Below are 17,600 nucleotides of genomic sequence, written 5' to 3' on the forward strand. Positions count from 1 at the left end.
TTATGACTGTATAATGTTGAAAATAATGTAGGAATGTTGATTAATGTGTAAGCCGAAAGGCGGATAGGAGGAATAATGTCTGTAAAATATGTATTTGTAACAGGTGGTGTAGTTTCAGGTCTTGGTAAAGGAATCACAGCAGCTTCACTCGGTAGATTATTAAAAGCACGTGGATTTAAGGTGACTATGCAGAAGTTCGACCCATATATTAACATTGACCCGGGAACAATGAACCCAATCCAGCACGGTGAAGTATTCGTAACAGATGATGGTGCGGAGACTGACCTTGACCTTGGACATTATGAAAGATTTATTGATGAAAGTCTTAATAAGAATTCTAATGTAACAACAGGTAAGGTATACTGGTCTGTATTACAGAAGGAACGCCGTGGCGATTTTGGTGGAGGAACAGTTCAGGTAATTCCTCATATAACTAATGAAATAAAGAGCCGTTTTTATAGAGATTATTCAACTGATGAAACTAAGATTGCAATTATCGAGGTTGGTGGAACAGTAGGTGATATCGAATCACAGCCATTCTTAGAGGCAATCAGACAGTTCCAGCACGAAGTTGGACACGAAAATGCTATTCTTATACACGTTACACTTATTCCTTATCTTAAGGCTTCAGGCGAGATGAAGACAAAGCCTACTCAGGCAAGTGTTAAGGAATTACAGGGAATGGGTATTCAGCCAGATATCTTAGTATGCCGTACAGAGCACCCACTTGAACCTGGTATTAAGGATAAGATTGCATTATTCTGTAACGTGCCAAAGACACACGTATTACAAAATCTTGATGTTGAGATACTTTACGATGCACCACTTGCTATGGAAGAAGAACATCTTGCACAGGTAGCCTGCGAATGTCTAGAGCTTGATTGTCCAGAACCAGATTTAGATGAGTGGAGAGCTATGTGCAAGGCTTGGAAAAATCCAACTAAGAAGGTTACAGTTGCATTAGTAGGTAAATATATACAGCTTCACGATGCTTATATTTCAGTAGTTGAGGCATTAAAGCACGGCGGTGTATATAATTCTGCTGATGTCACAATCAAATGGATTGACTCAGAGACAGTTACTAAGGATAATGCCGCTGAATTATTATCAGATGTATCAGGTATTCTTGTACCAGGTGGATTCGGTGACAGAGGTGTAGAAGGAAAGATTCAGGCTATAAAATATGCAAGAGAGAATAACGTGCCATTCTTAGGTCTGTGCCTTGGAATGCAGCTTGCAATCGTAGAATTTGCAAGAGACGTTCTTGGATATGAAGATGCGCACAGTGTTGAGTTAAAGCCAGATACAACACATCCAGTAATTCACCTTATGCCAGATCAGGAAGGTATTGACGATATCGGTGGAACTTTAAGACTTGGTTCATACCCTTGTGTGCTTGCCAAGGATTCTAAGGCATATGAATTATATGGCGAAGAAACTATTAATGAAAGACATAGACACAGATATGAAGTAAATAATGACTACAGAAAAGTTCTTGTTGAAAATGGTATGCAGCTTTCAGGTATTTCACCAGACGGAAGAATTGTTGAGATGATAGAGATTAAGGAGCACCCTTGGTTCTTAGCAACACAGGCTCACCCAGAATTAAAGTCAAGACCTAACAGACCACATCCATTATTCAGAGGATTTATTGGCGCGGCACTTGAGTATCAGGAAAAGAATAACTAAATCTTAATAAAAAATAAATAGTATGAAACCTTTTATTAAAGGTTGATTTATAAATATTCCTTCTTTATAATGGGTATTGTCTGTTAATGATAAGTTATCAGACGATGAGAGTATAAAGAACTAGGAATGGAGAAGCCGAATGGATAATTACAACAACGGTAATAATTACGGTGGTGGTAATAATAATAACAGGAATAATGGTGGCGGCAATAATAACAATAATAAAAAGCCTAAGAACACCAGTCTTATTGTCTTTATTATAATTGCTGCGGTTATTACATTTATTGGAATAACAATGCTTAACAATCTCGTAAAGAATGCTACTTATAAGGAGATAACTTATAATGAGTTCATAGAGATGGTTAATAATGATGAAGTAAAGAGCGTTGCACTTGAACAGGATAGAATTCTTATTACACCAGTTGACAGTGCAGGGGATACTCCGGAAGCGAACAAGTTAGGCTACACATACTATACAGGATATGTTAATGATGACACACTTGTTCCATTACTCAAGAGAAAAGGTATTGAATTCTCAGGTTATATACCAGATTCTAATTCATCAATAGTAGAATTTCTGGTTGCATATGTATTACCATTCTTATTCATATATGTAATATTTGCCTTTGTATATAGAAGAATATCCAAAGGCGGCGGTATGATGGGCGGCATGGGTGTCGGCAAGAATAACGCTAAGGTATATGTACAGAAGAAGACAGGTGTTACATTTAAAGATGTAGCAGGACAGGATGAGGCGAAGGAGTCGCTTACAGAGATAGTGGATTTTCTTCATAATCCAGATAAGTATTCAAAGATTGGTGCCAAGCTTCCAAAGGGTGCACTTTTAGTAGGACCTCCAGGAACTGGTAAGACACTTCTTGCAAAGGCAGTAGCTGGTGAGGCTAATGTACCATTCTTCTCACTTGCAGGTTCAGATTTTGTTGAGATGTTTGTAGGTGTTGGTGCTTCACGAGTAAGAGACCTTTTTAAAGAAGCTACCAAGCAGGCACCTTGTATCATATTCATAGATGAGATTGATGCTATTGGTAAGAGCCGTGATTCAAGATATGGCGGCGGTAATGACGAAAGAGAACAGACACTTAACCAGTTATTAGCAGAGATGGACGGTTTTGATTCATCAAAGGGTATATTTATACTTGCGGCTACTAACAGACCAGAAGTTCTTGATAAGGCGTTACTTAGACCAGGCCGTCTTGACAGAAGAGTTATAGTTGACAAGCCAGACCTTAAGGGACGTATTGAAACGCTTAAAGTACATTCTAAAGATGTGCTTATGGACGATACAGTTAATTTTGAAGAAATCGGACTTGCAACAAGTGGTGCAGTAGGTTCAGATCTTGCCAATATGATTAATGAAGCTGCTATCGCTGCAGTTAAGGCAGGAAGAAAGTATGTATCACAGAAAGATTTATTTGAGGCAGTTGAAGTTGTCATAGCTGGTAAAGAGAAGAAAGACCGGGTGCTCAGCAAGGAAGAGAAGCAGACAGTTGCTTACCACGAGGTAGGACACGCACTTGTTACAGCTTTAAAGAAAGACTCAGAGCCAGTACAGAAGATTACTATTGTACCAAGAACTATGGGTTCATTAGGTTATGTAATGCAGGTTCCAGAAGAAGAAAAGTACTTACAGAACAAAGATGAGCTTATGGCAAGACTTGTAACTTTAGTTGCTGGACGTGCGGCAGAGGAGATTGTCTTTGGCAAAGTTACAACAGGGGCTGCTAATGATATAGAAAAGGCTACTAAGATAGCCAAGGCTATGATTACACAGTATGGTATGTCAGACAGATTCGGACTTATGAATCTGGCAACAGTTGATGACCCTTATCTTAATGGTAATGCAAGACTTGACTGTTCTGATGAAACAGCCGCACAGATTGATGAAGAAGTCAAGAATATGTTAAAGGAATGTTATGAGGAAGCTAAGCAGCTTCTTATAGAGAACAGAGATGTCCTTGACAAGATTGCCCATTACCTTTATGATCACGAAACAATTACAGGTAAGGAATTTATGAAGATATTCCGCGAGGTCAAAGGTATTCCAGAACCAGTTGATACAACAGGTTTTACACATTCTGAAAAGGTCGCCGAGAGTGTAACATTTAATGAAGACGGAAGTTATTCATCTACACTTAACGGACCTACAGAGAGTGATATATGGAAGGGAATAGGAGATACATCATCTAATTCAGCTTCATCTGGAGCGGATAATACATCATTGGGTTCTTCAGAATATGGAACTCAGGCAGATACTTCTTCAACAGCTTATGGTACACTGGAAGCTGATAAGCAGGAGAATGCAGATAATAAAGATACTGCGAAGAGCACTGTTAACGTAGAAAAGCCAGGTATATTTAATAACAGCAATAATGAGTAACATACAATTATAATAGAATAATAAAGCATATAAGCTGATGTATATAAGCAGCAGGAAGATATTGGAAATTCATAATATCTTCCTGCTGTTTTTAATATTAATATATAGTATAAGCTACGGAACAATTTATTTTATATAAATAAATTCTTGTTTGTATAACTAAAATCTCAACTTTCCTTATTTTATGCGACTTGGCGGTATGCCTTGCCACTCTATATGTATCCTTTTCCCTTGTTTTTGCCCTTATGAGGTATCTACAAGGGAAAGTTTTTCTTATTCGATTTTATTCTCCAACCACCTTATCAAGTAGTCGGGCTGAGTTTCGCTTACCTTCTCGGTTAGCGTGTGCATAGACATTCATAGTGGTACTTACATCCGAGTGTCCAAGTAATTCCTGTACATCCTTTGGTGCTGCTCCATTTGAGAGCAGGTTTGTGGTATAAGTGTGTCGCAGGGTGTGGAAGTGGAAATTATCATCAAGCTCCGACAATCGTTTCCTTGCTGTCCTTAAAGCTGTCTCAACCGTTGCAGGGGCTTCGTATGCTCCGTCCGGTCTGATACATACAAGGTTAATCTCGTTGTAATCAAGCGGAATGTCCTCTGTGCCATCCAAATGATAAAGCTCATAGTAGATACGATTCTTTTCCTTAACTTCCCTGTAGTAGTTCCTCTGATAGAGTTCTCCGTAACTGAATACCTGCTTTCTCTGTTCCTTTTTCGCTTTCTTTAAGATGTCAGCGAGCGTATCACAGAAATCCACGATACGGACTTTCTTTCGCTTTGTCGGACCAATCTCGGTCTTGTGCCTTGCTCCGTTGTAACGGACACTTCTTCGTACTGTCAGATACTGTTCCTCAAAGTTAATGTCACTCCAAGACAGTCCGCATACCTCTCCAAGTCTAAGACCTGTGTAGTACGCTATCTGTACCGGCAGGACAGCAGGCTTGTTTCTTTCTTCCAGATACTCCATAAGCGTTTGATACTGCTCTGGTGTAATCGGGTTGATAACCTCTGCATCCTCATCATTATCAGAAAACAAATCCACATCTTCCTCGGCTTTCCTACGCATTACCACATACTGCATTGGATTGAATGTGATGTACTGCTTTGGAAAGACTGCAAATCGGAAGGACTGTTGCAGGACTGCGTGGAAAGAACGGATATAGTCGATGGTGTAACCCTTTGACTTAAAATTTCCTTCCTCACCGCCAAATGCAAGTAAATCCATAAACTTCTGCAAATGCTCCGAAGTGACTGTCTTTAGTTTTCTGTTTCCGATTGGGTGTTGTTTAATCCTGTTTACTGCCTGTAAATAGTTACCGACTGTACCGTTGCTAAGTGAACCCGTTTTCAAATCTTCCTCTGCCCATACATCTAGCATCTGTCCGAGTGTGAGGTTGTCCGCTTTGGCTAGAAATTTCTTTGCGTCATAATCCTCCATAGCCTTGCGTAACATTTTCTCTGTCTCTGATTTGCTCTCCGTACCTGCAAATTCTTTCTGAACCAAGTTACCACTTGCATCCTCCACATAAAAGCGGTAGTACCATTTCTTGCCTTTCTTCCTTACAGAACCTTTTGCCATAATCGTTTCTCCTTTCGATATCGGCAATCGGAACTGGTGAAATGCTTCTTGCGTGTAAGTATATCATAGCTCCGTCTGCCTATCTATACCGAATCGGGATCTTTTTCTGATAAAAGATTGGCTAGTCGATTTTTCGCTGTCTCAGGATTCTTAGAATACAGTCTTACAATATCGCCCATATCGTTCAATGCGTTGACGGTGTGGGTGATTTCTCTAAGGAACATAATCTCATTGTATTCCTTATTGGATTCAAACCCCATTGTCTGGGCGAGCATTTTGTTATCTGTATTTCCTTTGAAATTCTTACAAGCGAACTGGAACGAATCCACGAACAGCTCGTATTCCCGTAACATCAGTAGTAGCAGGTCTTTGGAAAAATCACTTTCGGACTGTTCCATATCATAAGGGAGCTTATTCAGAATGGAAGTCATCACATCACGAATCTGTAATTCTCTTTTATCCGTAATGTCTGTTTCGTATTCGTCCGTCTCACCTTTCAGCCATTCCACAGATACATGAAGTGCATCTGCCAGACCTTCTAAGGTCATTTTCTTGGTGTTATCAATCGTTCCTGCTTCGTATCTCTGAATGGTTGAGGCTGTCACGCCCATTTTTTCAGCGACATAAGGCTGGTTCAATCCTAACTCCTGTCTACGGCTTTTTGCTCTGCTACCGATTGTCTTTCGCAATTCTTTATCTTTTAACATACTTGCGAACCTCCTTTTTCGGTATGTCATTACTATACCACATAACACGATATATTGCAATACGCAATTCTATAAAAGATGATAGAATTTCGTAAGGCTTGACATAGCGTTATAAAAGATATATACTTTAATCAGAATTGCGTAACGCAAGTTTTAAAAAAGGCTAATCCTTTCTTCAAAAAGGAACATCCTCTGATATACAAGACTTGTAATCCTACGCAGGAATGAGGTGATCGAATGACAGAATTAAAGTTTGCTCTCTCCATTGAAGAAGCTGCCGACTATACAGGTATCGGAAGAAACACTCTTAGAAATCTTGTGGAATGGGAAAAGCTGCCTATCCTTAGAGTGGGAAGAAAAATCTTAATCCGCAGGGAACGATTAGACGAGTTTCTGATTCTCAATGAGGGGAAGGATTTACGAGACAGACACGCAGTAAAAGCGGTCAAGGGAACAATGAAAAATGAATAAGGGACAGTCCTAAGACCATCCCTCTGGTATGTATCTGACTAAAAGCCATGATATACCTACACGCAAATAGATTATATCACGGACAAGTCCTCAGATACAACCAGAACTTTTGGAAAATGAGGACAAGATGGATGTGAATGGGTGCAATCGTCCACCCAGTTATAGCTTGTTGGTAGGACAAGTCCACCCAAGATGCAAAAGGTGTTATGAATAGTCCACCCAAGCCAGAAAATGAAGTGGGTGCAACCATCCACCCAAGTGAAGCCGACTGGTAGGACAAGTCCACCCAACTTACAAAAAGTGCTGTGAGAAGTCATACCAAGTGTAGCTATGAAAAAAGCTGTCCGACCTATGACAAAAAGTGTACGCTACTATGATTTTGAGTGTCCAATCTATGGGGTACATTTTCAAAGAGTTAATAGTAAAAAGCTCTATTAAAATCAAAATGTAATAAAACAATGCACTATTAAAAATGAAATTTAATAGGAACTTTTACTACCACTTCCTTGCCAGACACAGTTTAAAAGTAAGCGAAGTAACACAATGCTATTGTCAGGGCAAAAATGCTAACGAATCGTGCTATTGTTTTTTCGATTTTAATAGCAGACTTCTACTGTTTCTACGGTTTTTGCTAAAAAGTCTGAATAATAGAACAATGCTATTGTTAAGGCAAAAGTGCTAACGGATTCGTCTATTGTTTCGCTGATTTTCATAGCAATCTTCTAGCATTTCTGTTAAGAAAAGGGAGTGCCGGATACGGCACATAAAAAGTGTGCCATTAAAGGCACAAAATTAGGTGCTGAGGGAACAGTTACAGCTAAAAGTGAACTTCATAAGCAAGCCCTCGGCGTTTGAGAGCGAAATACACCCATCGCACAAAACTTCGTTTTGTACTCTGTGTATTTCGCTCTGCGAGGCTTAGCCGCCACAAGGCGGATGTGTTCGCAAGACGAGTGCCTATGCACTCGCTCACAGGGAAAGTTTACTACTCACATCTCATCTATCTTATCTGTCCTCTTTTCCAAAATCAAAACTGGGAAAGGAGGAAATCGCTATGCCAAGAAATTCATTTGTGCAGATGTCAAAGCTCCATAATGTTCGTGGAAGAATCTATTATATCTCCAGTGACAAAAAACAGGAAAATCTCTATGCGGTATATGAAACCACAGACCGAAAATTTTGGACAGAACTTGCCAAGTGCAATCAGGCAGAATTTAAGAAAAGCGGTACAGAGGGAAAATGTATCGAAGCAAGAGAATTTATCATTGCCCTGCCGGAATCCTTTGTGGATTATCCGCCAGACGGACTATTAAAATATATGACGGATAAATTCAAAAGTCGGTATGGTGTTGATTGTATTGCAGCACTCCATCATAACAAACGAAAGACGAATTATCATATCCATCTTATCTTTGCAGAACGAAATTATCTTGACGAACCGATAGAAAAGATTGCCACCAGAAATATGTTCTATGATGAGAAAGGTAATCATGTTCGTACCAAGAAAGAAATCCTAGACGAGAATGGAACTATCCGTAAAAGGTGTAAGGTGATCAAGAAAGGTGAGGTCTACGAAAGACAGATGTTTACCATCAAGGACGCTCGCTTTAAGCAGGAACATTTCTTAGATGAGGTCAAGGTATTTTATACCGATGTCATCAACGGACTTGTCAAAGATGAGAAAGAAAAGCTGTCTGCATTCAAGCGTGGGGATGTCTATCTTGCCACTAAGAAAATCGGTAAGAACAATCCAAAGGCAGATAAGATTACACTCAATAATAAGGTCATACAGGACTGGAATCGTACTGTGGATCACGCTTTGGTATCGGGGATGGAGCGAAAGGAAATCTTAAAGGTAAAGCAGGAACAGATTTCAACTCCGATTAAGGAATCCATTCACAAGTATGGCAATCATCCGGAGCTTTTGTTTATGATTATCTTTCGGGCAATCGAGCTGTTAAAAGAACTCATAAAGTTGCTGATACAGAAACAGGAACAACAGAAAGCCAGAATCTCCGACCTTATGGAGCGAAGAAATGAAAAACAAGAGAAACAACCAGCTCCATCCGTTACACAGACAGACAATCAGACAATTCCTGCTGTGACCCAACCATTCAAAGCACCTGCTACTACTACCGCAGAAAAGACCGTTATTCCGCCAAGACCAAGAATGTCTGAGCTGGCACACGATTATGAGATGCGACTTGAAGAGATTATGGAGAAACTTAAACGACAAAACAGAGCCATTCATACGCAGGAAGTGAAAAAAGACCTTATTGACGAGGATTTGAAGAACTGTACAGGATTATTCCAAGGAAAGAAACGAAAGGAATTGCAGGCACAGTCTAACAAATACGCAGAAACGATTAAGATTATGAAGCAGGGATTATCCCATATCGTGCAGGATTACAAATATCCAACGGTAGATGCGTTCCTGCAAGTCTATAAACAAGGCAAGTCCGAGTATGAATCCTATGTCAAAGCAAACAAGGAATGGAACTCCAAGTATGGAGAAAACTCAATCCATCGAAAGCTGGCAGAAAAACAGGCAGAAGTTCAGAAACGGGAACAGGACAGAGATTTTAACTATCGTTCGCCATCAGACAGAGGAGCTAGATAATCTAATTAAATTCAAAAAAGATAAAGACCATCAAATTCTTTATCTTTTTTGAATATTTATGAAAAGTCATCCTGCTATTTAAAGTGTCTCATTAGATTTTTAATTGTTTCGACTATCATAAGAATGATTACGCAGAAAAAGGAATAAAACAATGTGGTATTCATCTTCGTGTTTCCAATTTTATAAAACAGCAGAAATCCAATGCTAACAATTATCACAGAAATAAGTTTATGTATCCATTTTTGTTTGGTGGTTAAACATATTTTATGGTTACTTATAGGTGCAAATAATATACACATAAGGACAAGTATCAAATATCCTAGTACAGTTGGCTTTAAATAGATTATAGCCCACTTATCAAGACAACCGAGAAAAAAGCTGCCTAAGATACATGTTAACTGCGTTGGAGCATGGGCACCTCCGGTATAATGTCGTAACAATGAAAAGGTAATTACCCAAATTAGGGTATAGCCGAGTGTATGTGATAAAACTCCCCATACGAACAATAACACTATGGTTATAAAAGTATTCAAAAAACATTCTAAGCCATATATGTATATTTCTAATTGATCCGCAGAAACATCCTCCCCGGATAGTTCTGCTAACTTATTAGCAATAGATGTAGCCCACTTCGTAATCATTCAAAATCCCCGCTTGTATCAAATCTTGTTGTATATTTGGCAAAAGCACTTATCGCGTCTTTGGAATAAGAACGTGCGATTTGTGTAGTTAGATGATTTGACAATTCAATCGTTCCTGATGTAATACGATAGATATGTGCCATATTTACAATATAAGAACGATGGGTTCGGATAAATTCACTTGGCAAATGGACAATAATCTTATTTAGGGTAGACATTTGTTCATAGCATTTGCCGTCTACGGTCAATATATCCACATAATGTAATCTGCTCGAAAATGTCAATATATCTGCATAGGGAATACTTACAATTTCCTGCTTGTTTCGGTATATGTAGGTATTATTAGATAACTCCTTCGCGATTTCATCCAAACACAGAAAAAGAGTATTTTCCTTGACGGGTTTTAGCAAGTAGTTTAAAGCTCTGACTTCATATCCTCGGAATACATATTCTCTAAAAGCTGTTAAAAATACAATAATACCTTGATAACCAGATTCACGAAGGCGTTTAGCAACCTCAATTCCATTCATTTGCCCCATTTGTATGTCAAGGAAAAATGCTGAAGCCTGTATAGTTGTGCCTTCAGAATTTTTTGAAAAATATTCTTCGCCCGATTCGTATTCGTCAATTTCAATATCCCAATCATATTGCTGCCCGTATTTTCTTATTCCATTTTTCAGCCGTTCTGATTCGATCACAGAATCTTCAAGTATGGTTATTTTCATTTTCATAGTAGTTTGTTATTCTCCTTATCCGGTATCATAATATGTACGGAAAAAATTTTGTTATCAGATGTAATCTGCAATACGCCATCTGCCTTTTCTACAAGCTCTTTTACTCGTCTTATCCCAAGTCCATGTTCTTTTCCTTGTTTAACACTCAAAATGTCTCCATCAATGCTACCTTTTATCACACCATCATAATTATTTTCAATGTGAATCAGTATCATATTCTGGTAAGGTTTAATATAAAAATAAATGTATGGATGCTCGGTTGGATCAGAGATTATAAGTCTTTCTCCTGCTTCAATGGAATTATTCCATATATTTCCAAGTATGGATGAAAGCTCAACAGAATCAAGCGGAAAATTTTCAGGAGCCATAATAGAATATTCTGTCTTAATTCCGTGTTTTTCAGCATAATCAAGTTTTGCGGTAAGTATGCAGTCAATAGCAATATTTCCCGTTGCTATGGCACTTTGCGTAGTTGCAAGAGTGTTATGGTATTGCTCTGTATATGCTATAAGTTCATCCCATTTCTTGTCTTTTGCTAATACGTTGATTGCATCCACATAAATCTGCATATCATGTTTCATTTTTCGTAATCGTTCAGTTGTCTCAGATAAGCTATTGAACTCAGTCCTTTCCAGCTCATAAATCTTTTGTTCTTCCAGTAATCGTATGTTTTCTTCTTTTGAATAACCTAGCTGGTATATGTATAGCATCAATACTAAAAATAAAATAATAAAAAACAAGTCAACCAATGATAGCCTAGCTGAAAAGGATGAATCACCAAATTTATCAACAGATTCCAAAGTCAGCCTTAATATGTAGTGCCCGATTGCAAGTCCAGAAATTGCGATGAAAATATATGCAACTTTTTGGAACGGTGAAAGAGATATGTCTTTGTTTCCAATAGAATGAAATAACAAGACAAAAACAGCTATCATTGCCAAATATAACATGGTATATGGCTTCCGTAATGTTCCACCTAATAATAGCTCCAGAGACGCTCCTTTATAAAGAGTAACGGGAATAAAGAACGAAATCTGTTCTGCAACTAAGCAAATGATGGAATACGAAAAGCCCCAAAAGATACGGCGAATTATACTATCACGATAGAACAATACTGCATATCCAATGTCCAAAACACAAGATGACATCAAAGTGCTGTAGGATGATATTCCCATTTTATTCAGCGTGCATAACACAGCAAACTGAAATGATACGAAAAGAAACATCAAAACTGCTTGATGTTTATAATTTGCTCGAATACGCAATTTTTTATGGATAAATATTATAAACAATGCCAGTTCTAAGAAATTAACAATATATTCCCATATTGAGTCAATATATAGCATAGCTACCACTTCCTTTAATCATTCTCCGTCATATTTTATCATCAATAAAGTAGGTACACAACATAATATGCTACCGTTTGTGCATAGTGAGCTACCATTCATGCATAGAGGTATTGAAAAGTATAAAGATTTTGTTATATTCAAGGTATACTACTACATCTTAAGTATTCTGAGAATCTATAATATGGAGTGGAGATGATAAGATGTCGTACTTTAGGAATATTAACAGGATATATAATGTGTACTAGTATGTGTTGCGTTTCAATTTTCATAAAGATAACCTTTAAGAATAATTGAAGATAACCGTTGTTACATGATTGAAAAGGAGTGAAGGAGTATGCATTTTAAAAAATCTGTTTTAAAAAATCATTTATTGTATAGCATTATAACTTTAATGGCTATAGCAATGCTATTTCCTATTACGGCATTTGCACAAGCTTATGTACAAACATGGGATCTTGTTGATTCTGGCAAACATCTAGACTATGACGGAAACAGCACTTACATGAGTTATATTAACACTGGGGCTGCCACATGGAATGCATATAAATCTGGAGTAATCAGAAAAGACAGTGCTTTTGTTGTAGAAGATGTATACGTAAGCGATGTCAATGCTTCGAATGGATGGGCAGGCATGACATATTCTAGTGGTAAAATTGAACTCAATACCTATTATATGAGCGGTTATAGTAATAGTAAAAAACAGAATGTAGCGACACATGAATTGGGACATGCATTAGGGTTGGATCACAGTACTTCAACAGATGTTATGGATGCAGCAATTACGGGACATACTAGTACGCAGGCATTATCTCAAAATGATAAAGATTCATATGATGCCGCATATAATAATTATTAGGGGAGGGAGAACGCTATGAAAAAATCAAGTATCTATGGTATTTTGTCTATTGTTCTTATCGTAGGAATGTTTTTTACAGGATGTGCATCCAAAAATAATGCAAGTCAACTGAATACAAATGTATCTAACTTGCCAATCCACCAGATGCACGCATCTTTTGTATATGATACTGATAACATTCGCGAAGCTGTTGGTATCTGTGATTACGTATTTGTAGCAAAGGTTGTCAGTTGCGATGGAACCGAGTATCGAAATGTTATAACGACTGAAGATGAAAAAGGAAATCCTAAGGAGGTCGGTTCGCCTTACACTAATTATACTATTCAGGTTCTCGAAAATATAAAAGGTGAACTTATTACAGATAAACCTATTCCTATTGTTAAACAAGGCGGAATTTCAGAAAAACAAGATGCTATTTATCTGTTTGAGAATGATTCACTGCCTTCCGAAAATTCCATTTATATCTTTTTGGCATATGCACAAGAGGATGGTTCGTTACTAATTTCTGGTCCAAATTCAAATGTAATGTGTAACGATTCGAATATGTATTCTATTAATTCTGTCTCAGAGGAAAAATCAGTTACAGAATACGATGAGTTTATTACATATAAAGATGCTAATGATAATGAGATTATTCCAGTTGATCGAGAGCGTTATAAATCTATATATGAGACTGACAATAATTAATCATTATTTCTGAAATATATAGATTAAAGATGGCAGGTAGGTGCTTAACCTATCTGCCATCTTTTCGGTTTTATACCTATATGTAGAACAGTTCGTGCATGTTGGGCTACCATTCGTGCATAGAGGGATTGAAAAAAATTAAATACTCTGTTATATTAAGCACATACCATGGTAAACAAATAAAGTTGTCTGTAATTGTCAGACAATTAAGGAGGGGGGGGTGAAAACGATGGACAATAAGCAAGTAAACAAGGCACCCCAGAAAAGTGCCCGTCTCGTACTTCAGGCAGTGACTGCTATTGCTCGAAGTAATGCAAATTCATTGTGCCGTGGTTTGTTGTATGAACCAAAAGTACCAACGCAGTTAAAAAAATAAGATTGGGAGGAATTGACTATGATGTTAAAAAGTTTAAAACAGAAGATTGCAAAAGTAGGTATTGGTTTGTTTTGTGCAGGATGTGTATTTCTTTCTTCAGCAGCATATTCTCAGGCGGCATCTTACACCGCTTATGCACTTAAACTGAATAAGACTAATAACTTTACCTCTATGCATGCAAAAACAACATCCGATGATTACATCACAAATGAGGTAACAGCAATTACCAATACCTCTTACGCAAATTTCTGGGCTGTCAATAACAGCAAGAGTAAAATATCTAATAAGTATAAGCAGGGTGTTGGAACAGGATCTTGTAATTTAATCTTTACCAAGAGCGGTTATAATTCTACTAACACACAGGTCGGTATGGGAATGGAAAATTATCAATCTCAATTATCAACTGCATTTGTAAGTGGAAATGTAGATTTTAGATAACAGAAGGGATGGGCATAAACCTCTTCGTGGGTTTATGCCCTTTTGGTAAAGATTATGAAAAAAATGGTTCTTATAGAAATCAAACATTGTATTGATCGTGCAGAATATAAAGTTGTTTTTATTGCTCTAATGATTTTAAATATTGCTTCGTATATTTTATGTGTAAAAAATGATATAGGAAAAAGTTATCAATTTATTCGTTCAGCAAATGAAAATTTCGTATTACAGGGCACTGAAGCGGCATATATTCCATATATAATGTATCTGTTATTGCCTGTTTATGCAACAATTATTGCATCACTTTCCTTAATAAGAGAAGAAAAAAGCAATAGTTCAATCCTACTTATTCAAAGAATCGGGAAAAAGAAATATTTAGCAGGAAAATTATTTGGCATTCTGATTGTAACCTTTTTGACAATAACAATACCAATGCTCATAAATTTATTATTATGCCACTTGACATATCCAATACATGGATATGACAGTGCTTGGGGAGAACCTGATTACGCTATAGGTTTGGTATCATATAACGCTGACAATTTTCTTGATATGGTGAGATTGCAACATCCAACTTTATATAATCTAATATACATTTTTAATTACGGAATTTTTGGCTCGGGATTAGCTATCTTAGCTTATGCTCTTTCATATTATAACAAAATGAAAGTTCTATATTTCGCAAAGATACCTGGTGCTTTGTTTATATTCTATATTGTTTTTAATTTGATTGTTTCTGTCTTTGGGCTAAATGAATTCTCTATACAAGGTTATATTATGCCTAATGTTCATGGAAATATAATAGGAGAAATTGTTCTGATATTGCTTATTTTTGGATTAAGTATTGGCATTATACAGAGAAAAATAAAAAATTATGAAGTTATATAAGAAAAAAATTTTGAATGTTAATGTTGGAAAATGCTTACTAGTATCACTTATAACATTTGTAATTAGATATTTTTATGCTAATGTGTACTTGGGGTTTCATAATAGTCTGGTTACAATAACAGAAGGAGTACGTTCACAAATATATTTTGGGGGAATACTAATAGATCATTCGTTTGACCTTATATCTTTATCATTTTTTGCGATTTTGTTTATCCTTGAGATTTGTTATCTTACAATGGACTTATTTAATGATGCAAATGATAACATGGTAATTCTACTTCCTCGTTATGGGAAAAAACACATAATTTATAAGGATATATTAATAAAAATGATATTACGTGACTGTATTGTAGTTGTTTCCGATTATTTGTTTTTTCTTTTTGTAGAGCATACCTCTAATGGCTTAGAAGATTTCAAAGTTATTTTTATGCTATTGATAGAGATTTTTCATTTGCAAATGATTAGTTATTTGTTTTCATTTTGGAAAGATTCAATTATAGGATACATCGTTGCATTTATTGTATTTTTTATTCCAGTAATGGTGTGTGGATTTTATTTTTCAATGGGAAATGTTATATGGAAAATTTGGCATTATTCCTTGCTACATATTCCTTTATTTAATTGGCATAACAAGCTTATTATATATTATGTCGAAGAAAATTACGAATGGACTACAAGCAATATAGATTTATTGAATTTTAAGTCAAGCTGTCTCATTTCAGTTATATCATCCGCTGTTTTGGTGTGGATAGGTAAATTTCTTTGCGAAAAAAAACAAATATTGTGAGGTGAATGATATCCATGAATTTATATGTAAAATCTATTTCAAAGTCAATTAAAGGTGAAAAAGTGCTTGATGATATCAGTTATACATTTGAATCTGGTAAAATATATGGAATATATGGTAAAAATGGTTCAGGTAAAACAATGCTACTCAGAGCCATTGCAGGTTTTATAAATACAGACAAAGGATACATAAAATATAATCACAAGGCATTACATAAAGATATGGATGTTTTACCAGATTTAGGAGCTGTTATTGAAAATATTTCTTTTTGGAGTATGTATTCAGGATTTGAAAATTTGAAAATGCTTTCCAATATAAAAGGAATTGTATCAGATGAAGAAATATATGAAATAATGATATACTTTGGTCTTGATCCCAAATCAAAGAAAAAAGTAAATAAATATTCATTAGGAATGCGTCAAAAACTAGCTCTTTGTCAAGCACTGATGGAACATCCAAAAATTTTGCTTTTGGATGAGCCAACTAACGCATTGGATCAGCATAGCATTGATTTATTTCGTGAACGTATATTGGAAGAAAAAAAGAATGATACCATTACTATACTGACAAGCCATAATAAAGAAGATATTGAAATATTAGCGGATGAGAAGATATGCATGGAATTTGGTAAAATTAAGGAGTTGATGTAATGAAGAAATTTGTATTAACTATCTGTGTTGTAATCATTTGTATGGTGACAGCCTTATTCTATGGAAAGACTGGGATAAAAACAACTACAGGGGTTCATGATCCTGATATTGCTTTATCAGAAAATACAGCTATGGAAATTTTCTATACAGGAGGGCAGAAAACTTCTTACTTTAACAATGAAAGTAATTACTCATTGGATGATATGGAAAAAGATTCTTCTTTAATAGCTCGTATAACTGTAACAAATTCTCGTGAAATGAGTTTACGATCAACAAAAACAATGGTAAAAATAGAGGAAATCTATAAGGATAATTCTGCTAATCTTTCAGTAGGTGACTGTATTTACATTATAGAACCTGTATCATTTGTTAGAGGTGAAGAATTTTACACTAACGGATGGCAATATCTGAAGACCGAAGATACTTATTTAATATTTTTAAAAAATCTAGGATGTATTGATGGGTATAAATACACCAAAGAGGAAGAAAATTCATTTATGCCTGTATCGGAAATATATTCAAAGAGAAATCTAACTCATGATGAAAGTTGTGTGGTTTTTGATTCGGCGGAAACTCTCTATTCAAGTATATCTATGTTTGCATTTTTGACCTCAGAAAAAACTATAGTAGATAATTATGAGAAAATATGGAAAAACATTACAAATTCAGGTAAGTATGAATGATTTAATTATTTATGAATGAATCTCTCCTATTCTATTTCCTGTGAGAA

The 17,600-nt window shown here is 36.2% G+C and carries 17 protein-coding genes; 12 read left to right on the forward strand and 5 right to left on the reverse strand.

Annotated elements, in window-relative coordinates; all coding sequences use genetic code 11:
- Nucleotides 1–75: 75 nt before the first annotated feature.
- On the forward strand, nt 76–1,689 hold the full coding sequence (locus WMO42_RS05535; protein ID WP_022501968.1) for a CTP synthase: 1,614 nt from the start codon (nt 76–78) through the stop codon (nt 1,687–1,689).
- Between the two features lie 139 nt (nt 1,690–1,828).
- Nucleotides 1,829–4,087: an ATP-dependent zinc metalloprotease FtsH gene (gene ftsH / locus WMO42_RS05540; protein ID WP_022501967.1), complete on the forward strand. Its 2,259-nt coding sequence runs from the start codon at nt 1,829–1,831 to the stop codon at nt 4,085–4,087.
- 283 nt (nt 4,088–4,370) lie between these two features.
- Here ftsH and WMO42_RS05545 read toward each other — a convergent pair whose 3' ends face one another.
- Together WMO42_RS05545 and WMO42_RS05550 are read right to left on the reverse strand one after the other, a co-directional pair.
- Nucleotides 4,371–5,669, reverse strand: coding sequence for a tyrosine-type recombinase/integrase (locus WMO42_RS05545; RefSeq protein WP_055164152.1), 1,299 nt, complete (start codon nt 5,667–5,669; stop codon nt 4,371–4,373).
- An 83-nt stretch (nt 5,670–5,752) separates the two neighbouring features.
- A complete protein-coding gene (locus WMO42_RS05550; RefSeq protein WP_008396996.1) occupies nt 5,753–6,376 on the reverse strand; it encodes a helix-turn-helix domain-containing protein in 624 nt (207 codons plus the stop codon).
- A gap of 237 nt (nt 6,377–6,613) precedes the next feature.
- Here WMO42_RS05550 and WMO42_RS05555 point away from each other — a divergent pair, with 237 nt between their 5' ends.
- Together WMO42_RS05555 and WMO42_RS05560 are read left to right on the forward strand one after the other, a co-directional pair.
- Nucleotides 6,614–6,847: a helix-turn-helix domain-containing protein gene (locus WMO42_RS05555; protein WP_008396997.1), complete on the forward strand. Its 234-nt coding sequence runs from the start codon at nt 6,614–6,616 to the stop codon at nt 6,845–6,847.
- A gap of 1,054 nt (nt 6,848–7,901) precedes the next feature.
- On the forward strand, nt 7,902–9,467 hold the full coding sequence (locus WMO42_RS05560; RefSeq protein WP_015559481.1) for a MobA/MobL family: 1,566 nt from the start codon (nt 7,902–7,904) through the stop codon (nt 9,465–9,467).
- A 74-nt stretch (nt 9,468–9,541) separates the two neighbouring features.
- Here WMO42_RS05560 and WMO42_RS05565 read toward each other — a convergent pair whose 3' ends face one another.
- From WMO42_RS05565 to WMO42_RS05575, 3 genes are read right to left on the reverse strand one after another with little or no spacing between them, the layout of a single operon-like run.
- Entirely contained in the window at nt 9,542–10,108 is a 567-nt protein-coding gene (locus tag WMO42_RS05565) for an accessory gene regulator B family protein (RefSeq protein ID WP_008397001.1), read from the reverse strand.
- Nucleotides 10,105–10,839 (reverse strand): LytTR family DNA-binding domain-containing protein, encoded by a 735-nt coding sequence (locus WMO42_RS05570; protein ID WP_349191769.1) that lies wholly within the window; start codon nt 10,837–10,839, stop codon nt 10,105–10,107. Before WMO42_RS05570 ends, WMO42_RS05565 begins: the two co-directional genes overlap by 4 nt.
- A complete protein-coding gene (locus tag WMO42_RS05575) occupies nt 10,836–12,188 on the reverse strand; it encodes an ATP-binding protein (RefSeq protein ID WP_008397004.1) in 1,353 nt (450 codons plus the stop codon). The genes WMO42_RS05570 and WMO42_RS05575 overlap by 4 nt, the downstream gene beginning before the upstream one ends.
- 337 nt (nt 12,189–12,525) lie before the next feature.
- On the opposite strand from WMO42_RS05575, the gene WMO42_RS05580 reads away from it, so the two are divergent.
- From WMO42_RS05580 to WMO42_RS05615, 8 genes are all read left to right on the forward strand, one after another.
- Entirely contained in the window at nt 12,526–13,047 is a 522-nt protein-coding gene (locus WMO42_RS05580; protein WP_008397006.1) for a M57 family metalloprotease, read from the forward strand.
- A 15-nt stretch (nt 13,048–13,062) separates the two neighbouring features.
- Complete coding sequence (locus WMO42_RS05585) at nt 13,063–13,734, forward strand: hypothetical protein (protein ID WP_008397007.1); 672 nt, start codon at nt 13,063–13,065, stop codon at nt 13,732–13,734.
- A 229-nt stretch (nt 13,735–13,963) separates the two neighbouring features.
- Nucleotides 13,964–14,110: a cyclic lactone autoinducer peptide gene (locus WMO42_RS05590; RefSeq protein ID WP_015568874.1), complete on the forward strand. Its 147-nt coding sequence runs from the start codon at nt 13,964–13,966 to the stop codon at nt 14,108–14,110.
- 18 nt (nt 14,111–14,128) lie between these two features.
- Nucleotides 14,129–14,548, forward strand: coding sequence for a hypothetical protein (locus WMO42_RS05595; RefSeq protein ID WP_008397010.1), 420 nt, complete (start codon nt 14,129–14,131; stop codon nt 14,546–14,548).
- Between the two features lie 54 nt (nt 14,549–14,602).
- Nucleotides 14,603–15,433, forward strand: a complete 831-nt coding sequence (locus WMO42_RS05600) for an ABC transporter permease subunit (RefSeq protein ID WP_008397012.1) — start codon at nt 14,603–14,605, stop codon at nt 15,431–15,433.
- Entirely contained in the window at nt 15,420–16,220 is an 801-nt protein-coding gene (locus WMO42_RS05605; RefSeq protein ID WP_008397014.1) for a hypothetical protein, read from the forward strand. Before WMO42_RS05600 ends, WMO42_RS05605 begins: the two co-directional genes overlap by 14 nt.
- A gap of 14 nt (nt 16,221–16,234) precedes the next feature.
- Nucleotides 16,235–16,870 carry an ABC transporter ATP-binding protein gene (locus WMO42_RS05610; RefSeq protein ID WP_015559483.1) on the forward strand — a complete coding sequence of 212 codons (636 nt, stop codon included), beginning with the start codon at nt 16,235–16,237 and terminating at the stop codon, nt 16,868–16,870.
- Complete coding sequence (locus tag WMO42_RS05615; protein ID WP_008397017.1) at nt 16,870–17,553, forward strand: hypothetical protein; 684 nt, start codon at nt 16,870–16,872, stop codon at nt 17,551–17,553. Before WMO42_RS05610 ends, WMO42_RS05615 begins: the two co-directional genes overlap by 1 nt.
- The last annotated feature ends 47 nt before the right edge of the window (nt 17,554–17,600 follow it).

The sequence above is a fragment of the Lachnospira sp. CLA-JM-H23 genome (genome assembly GCF_040096425.1).
Classification (GTDB): Bacteria; Bacillota; Clostridia; order Lachnospirales; family Lachnospiraceae; genus Lachnospira; species Lachnospira rogosae.

What these genes read in the sequence shown, in the direction of transcription:
- ftsH (WP_022501967.1), top strand. Translation starts at nt 1,829, where the DNA reads ATGGATAATTACAACAACGGTAATAATTACGGTGGTGGTAATAATAAT.
- WMO42_RS05535 (WP_022501968.1), top strand. Translation starts at nt 76, where the DNA reads ATGTCTGTAAAATATGTATTTGTAACAGGTGGTGTAGTTTCAGGTCTT.
- WMO42_RS05600 (WP_008397012.1), top strand. Translation starts at nt 14,603, where the DNA reads ATGAAAAAAATGGTTCTTATAGAAATCAAACATTGTATTGATCGTGCA.
- WMO42_RS05585 (WP_008397007.1), top strand. Translation starts at nt 13,063, where the DNA reads ATGAAAAAATCAAGTATCTATGGTATTTTGTCTATTGTTCTTATCGTA.
- WMO42_RS05590 (WP_015568874.1), top strand. Translation starts at nt 13,964, where the DNA reads ATGGACAATAAGCAAGTAAACAAGGCACCCCAGAAAAGTGCCCGTCTC.
- WMO42_RS05615 (WP_008397017.1), top strand. Translation starts at nt 16,870, where the DNA reads ATGAAGAAATTTGTATTAACTATCTGTGTTGTAATCATTTGTATGGTG.
- WMO42_RS05545 (WP_055164152.1), bottom strand. Translation starts at nt 5,669, where the DNA reads ATGGCAAAAGGTTCTGTAAGGAAGAAAGGCAAGAAATGGTACTACCGC.
- WMO42_RS05605 (WP_008397014.1), top strand. Translation starts at nt 15,420, where the DNA reads ATGAAGTTATATAAGAAAAAAATTTTGAATGTTAATGTTGGAAAATGC.
- WMO42_RS05565 (WP_008397001.1), bottom strand. Translation starts at nt 10,108, where the DNA reads ATGATTACGAAGTGGGCTACATCTATTGCTAATAAGTTAGCAGAACTA.
- WMO42_RS05550 (WP_008396996.1), bottom strand. Translation starts at nt 6,376, where the DNA reads ATGTTAAAAGATAAAGAATTGCGAAAGACAATCGGTAGCAGAGCAAAA.
- WMO42_RS05580 (WP_008397006.1), top strand. Translation starts at nt 12,526, where the DNA reads ATGCATTTTAAAAAATCTGTTTTAAAAAATCATTTATTGTATAGCATT.
- WMO42_RS05560 (WP_015559481.1), top strand. Translation starts at nt 7,902, where the DNA reads ATGCCAAGAAATTCATTTGTGCAGATGTCAAAGCTCCATAATGTTCGT.
- WMO42_RS05575 (WP_008397004.1), bottom strand. Translation starts at nt 12,188, where the DNA reads ATGCTATATATTGACTCAATATGGGAATATATTGTTAATTTCTTAGAA.
- WMO42_RS05555 (WP_008396997.1), top strand. Translation starts at nt 6,614, where the DNA reads ATGACAGAATTAAAGTTTGCTCTCTCCATTGAAGAAGCTGCCGACTAT.
- WMO42_RS05610 (WP_015559483.1), top strand. Translation starts at nt 16,235, where the DNA reads ATGAATTTATATGTAAAATCTATTTCAAAGTCAATTAAAGGTGAAAAA.
- WMO42_RS05595 (WP_008397010.1), top strand. Translation starts at nt 14,129, where the DNA reads ATGATGTTAAAAAGTTTAAAACAGAAGATTGCAAAAGTAGGTATTGGT.
- WMO42_RS05570 (WP_349191769.1), bottom strand. Translation starts at nt 10,839, where the DNA reads ATGAAAATGAAAATAACCATACTTGAAGATTCTGTGATCGAATCAGAA.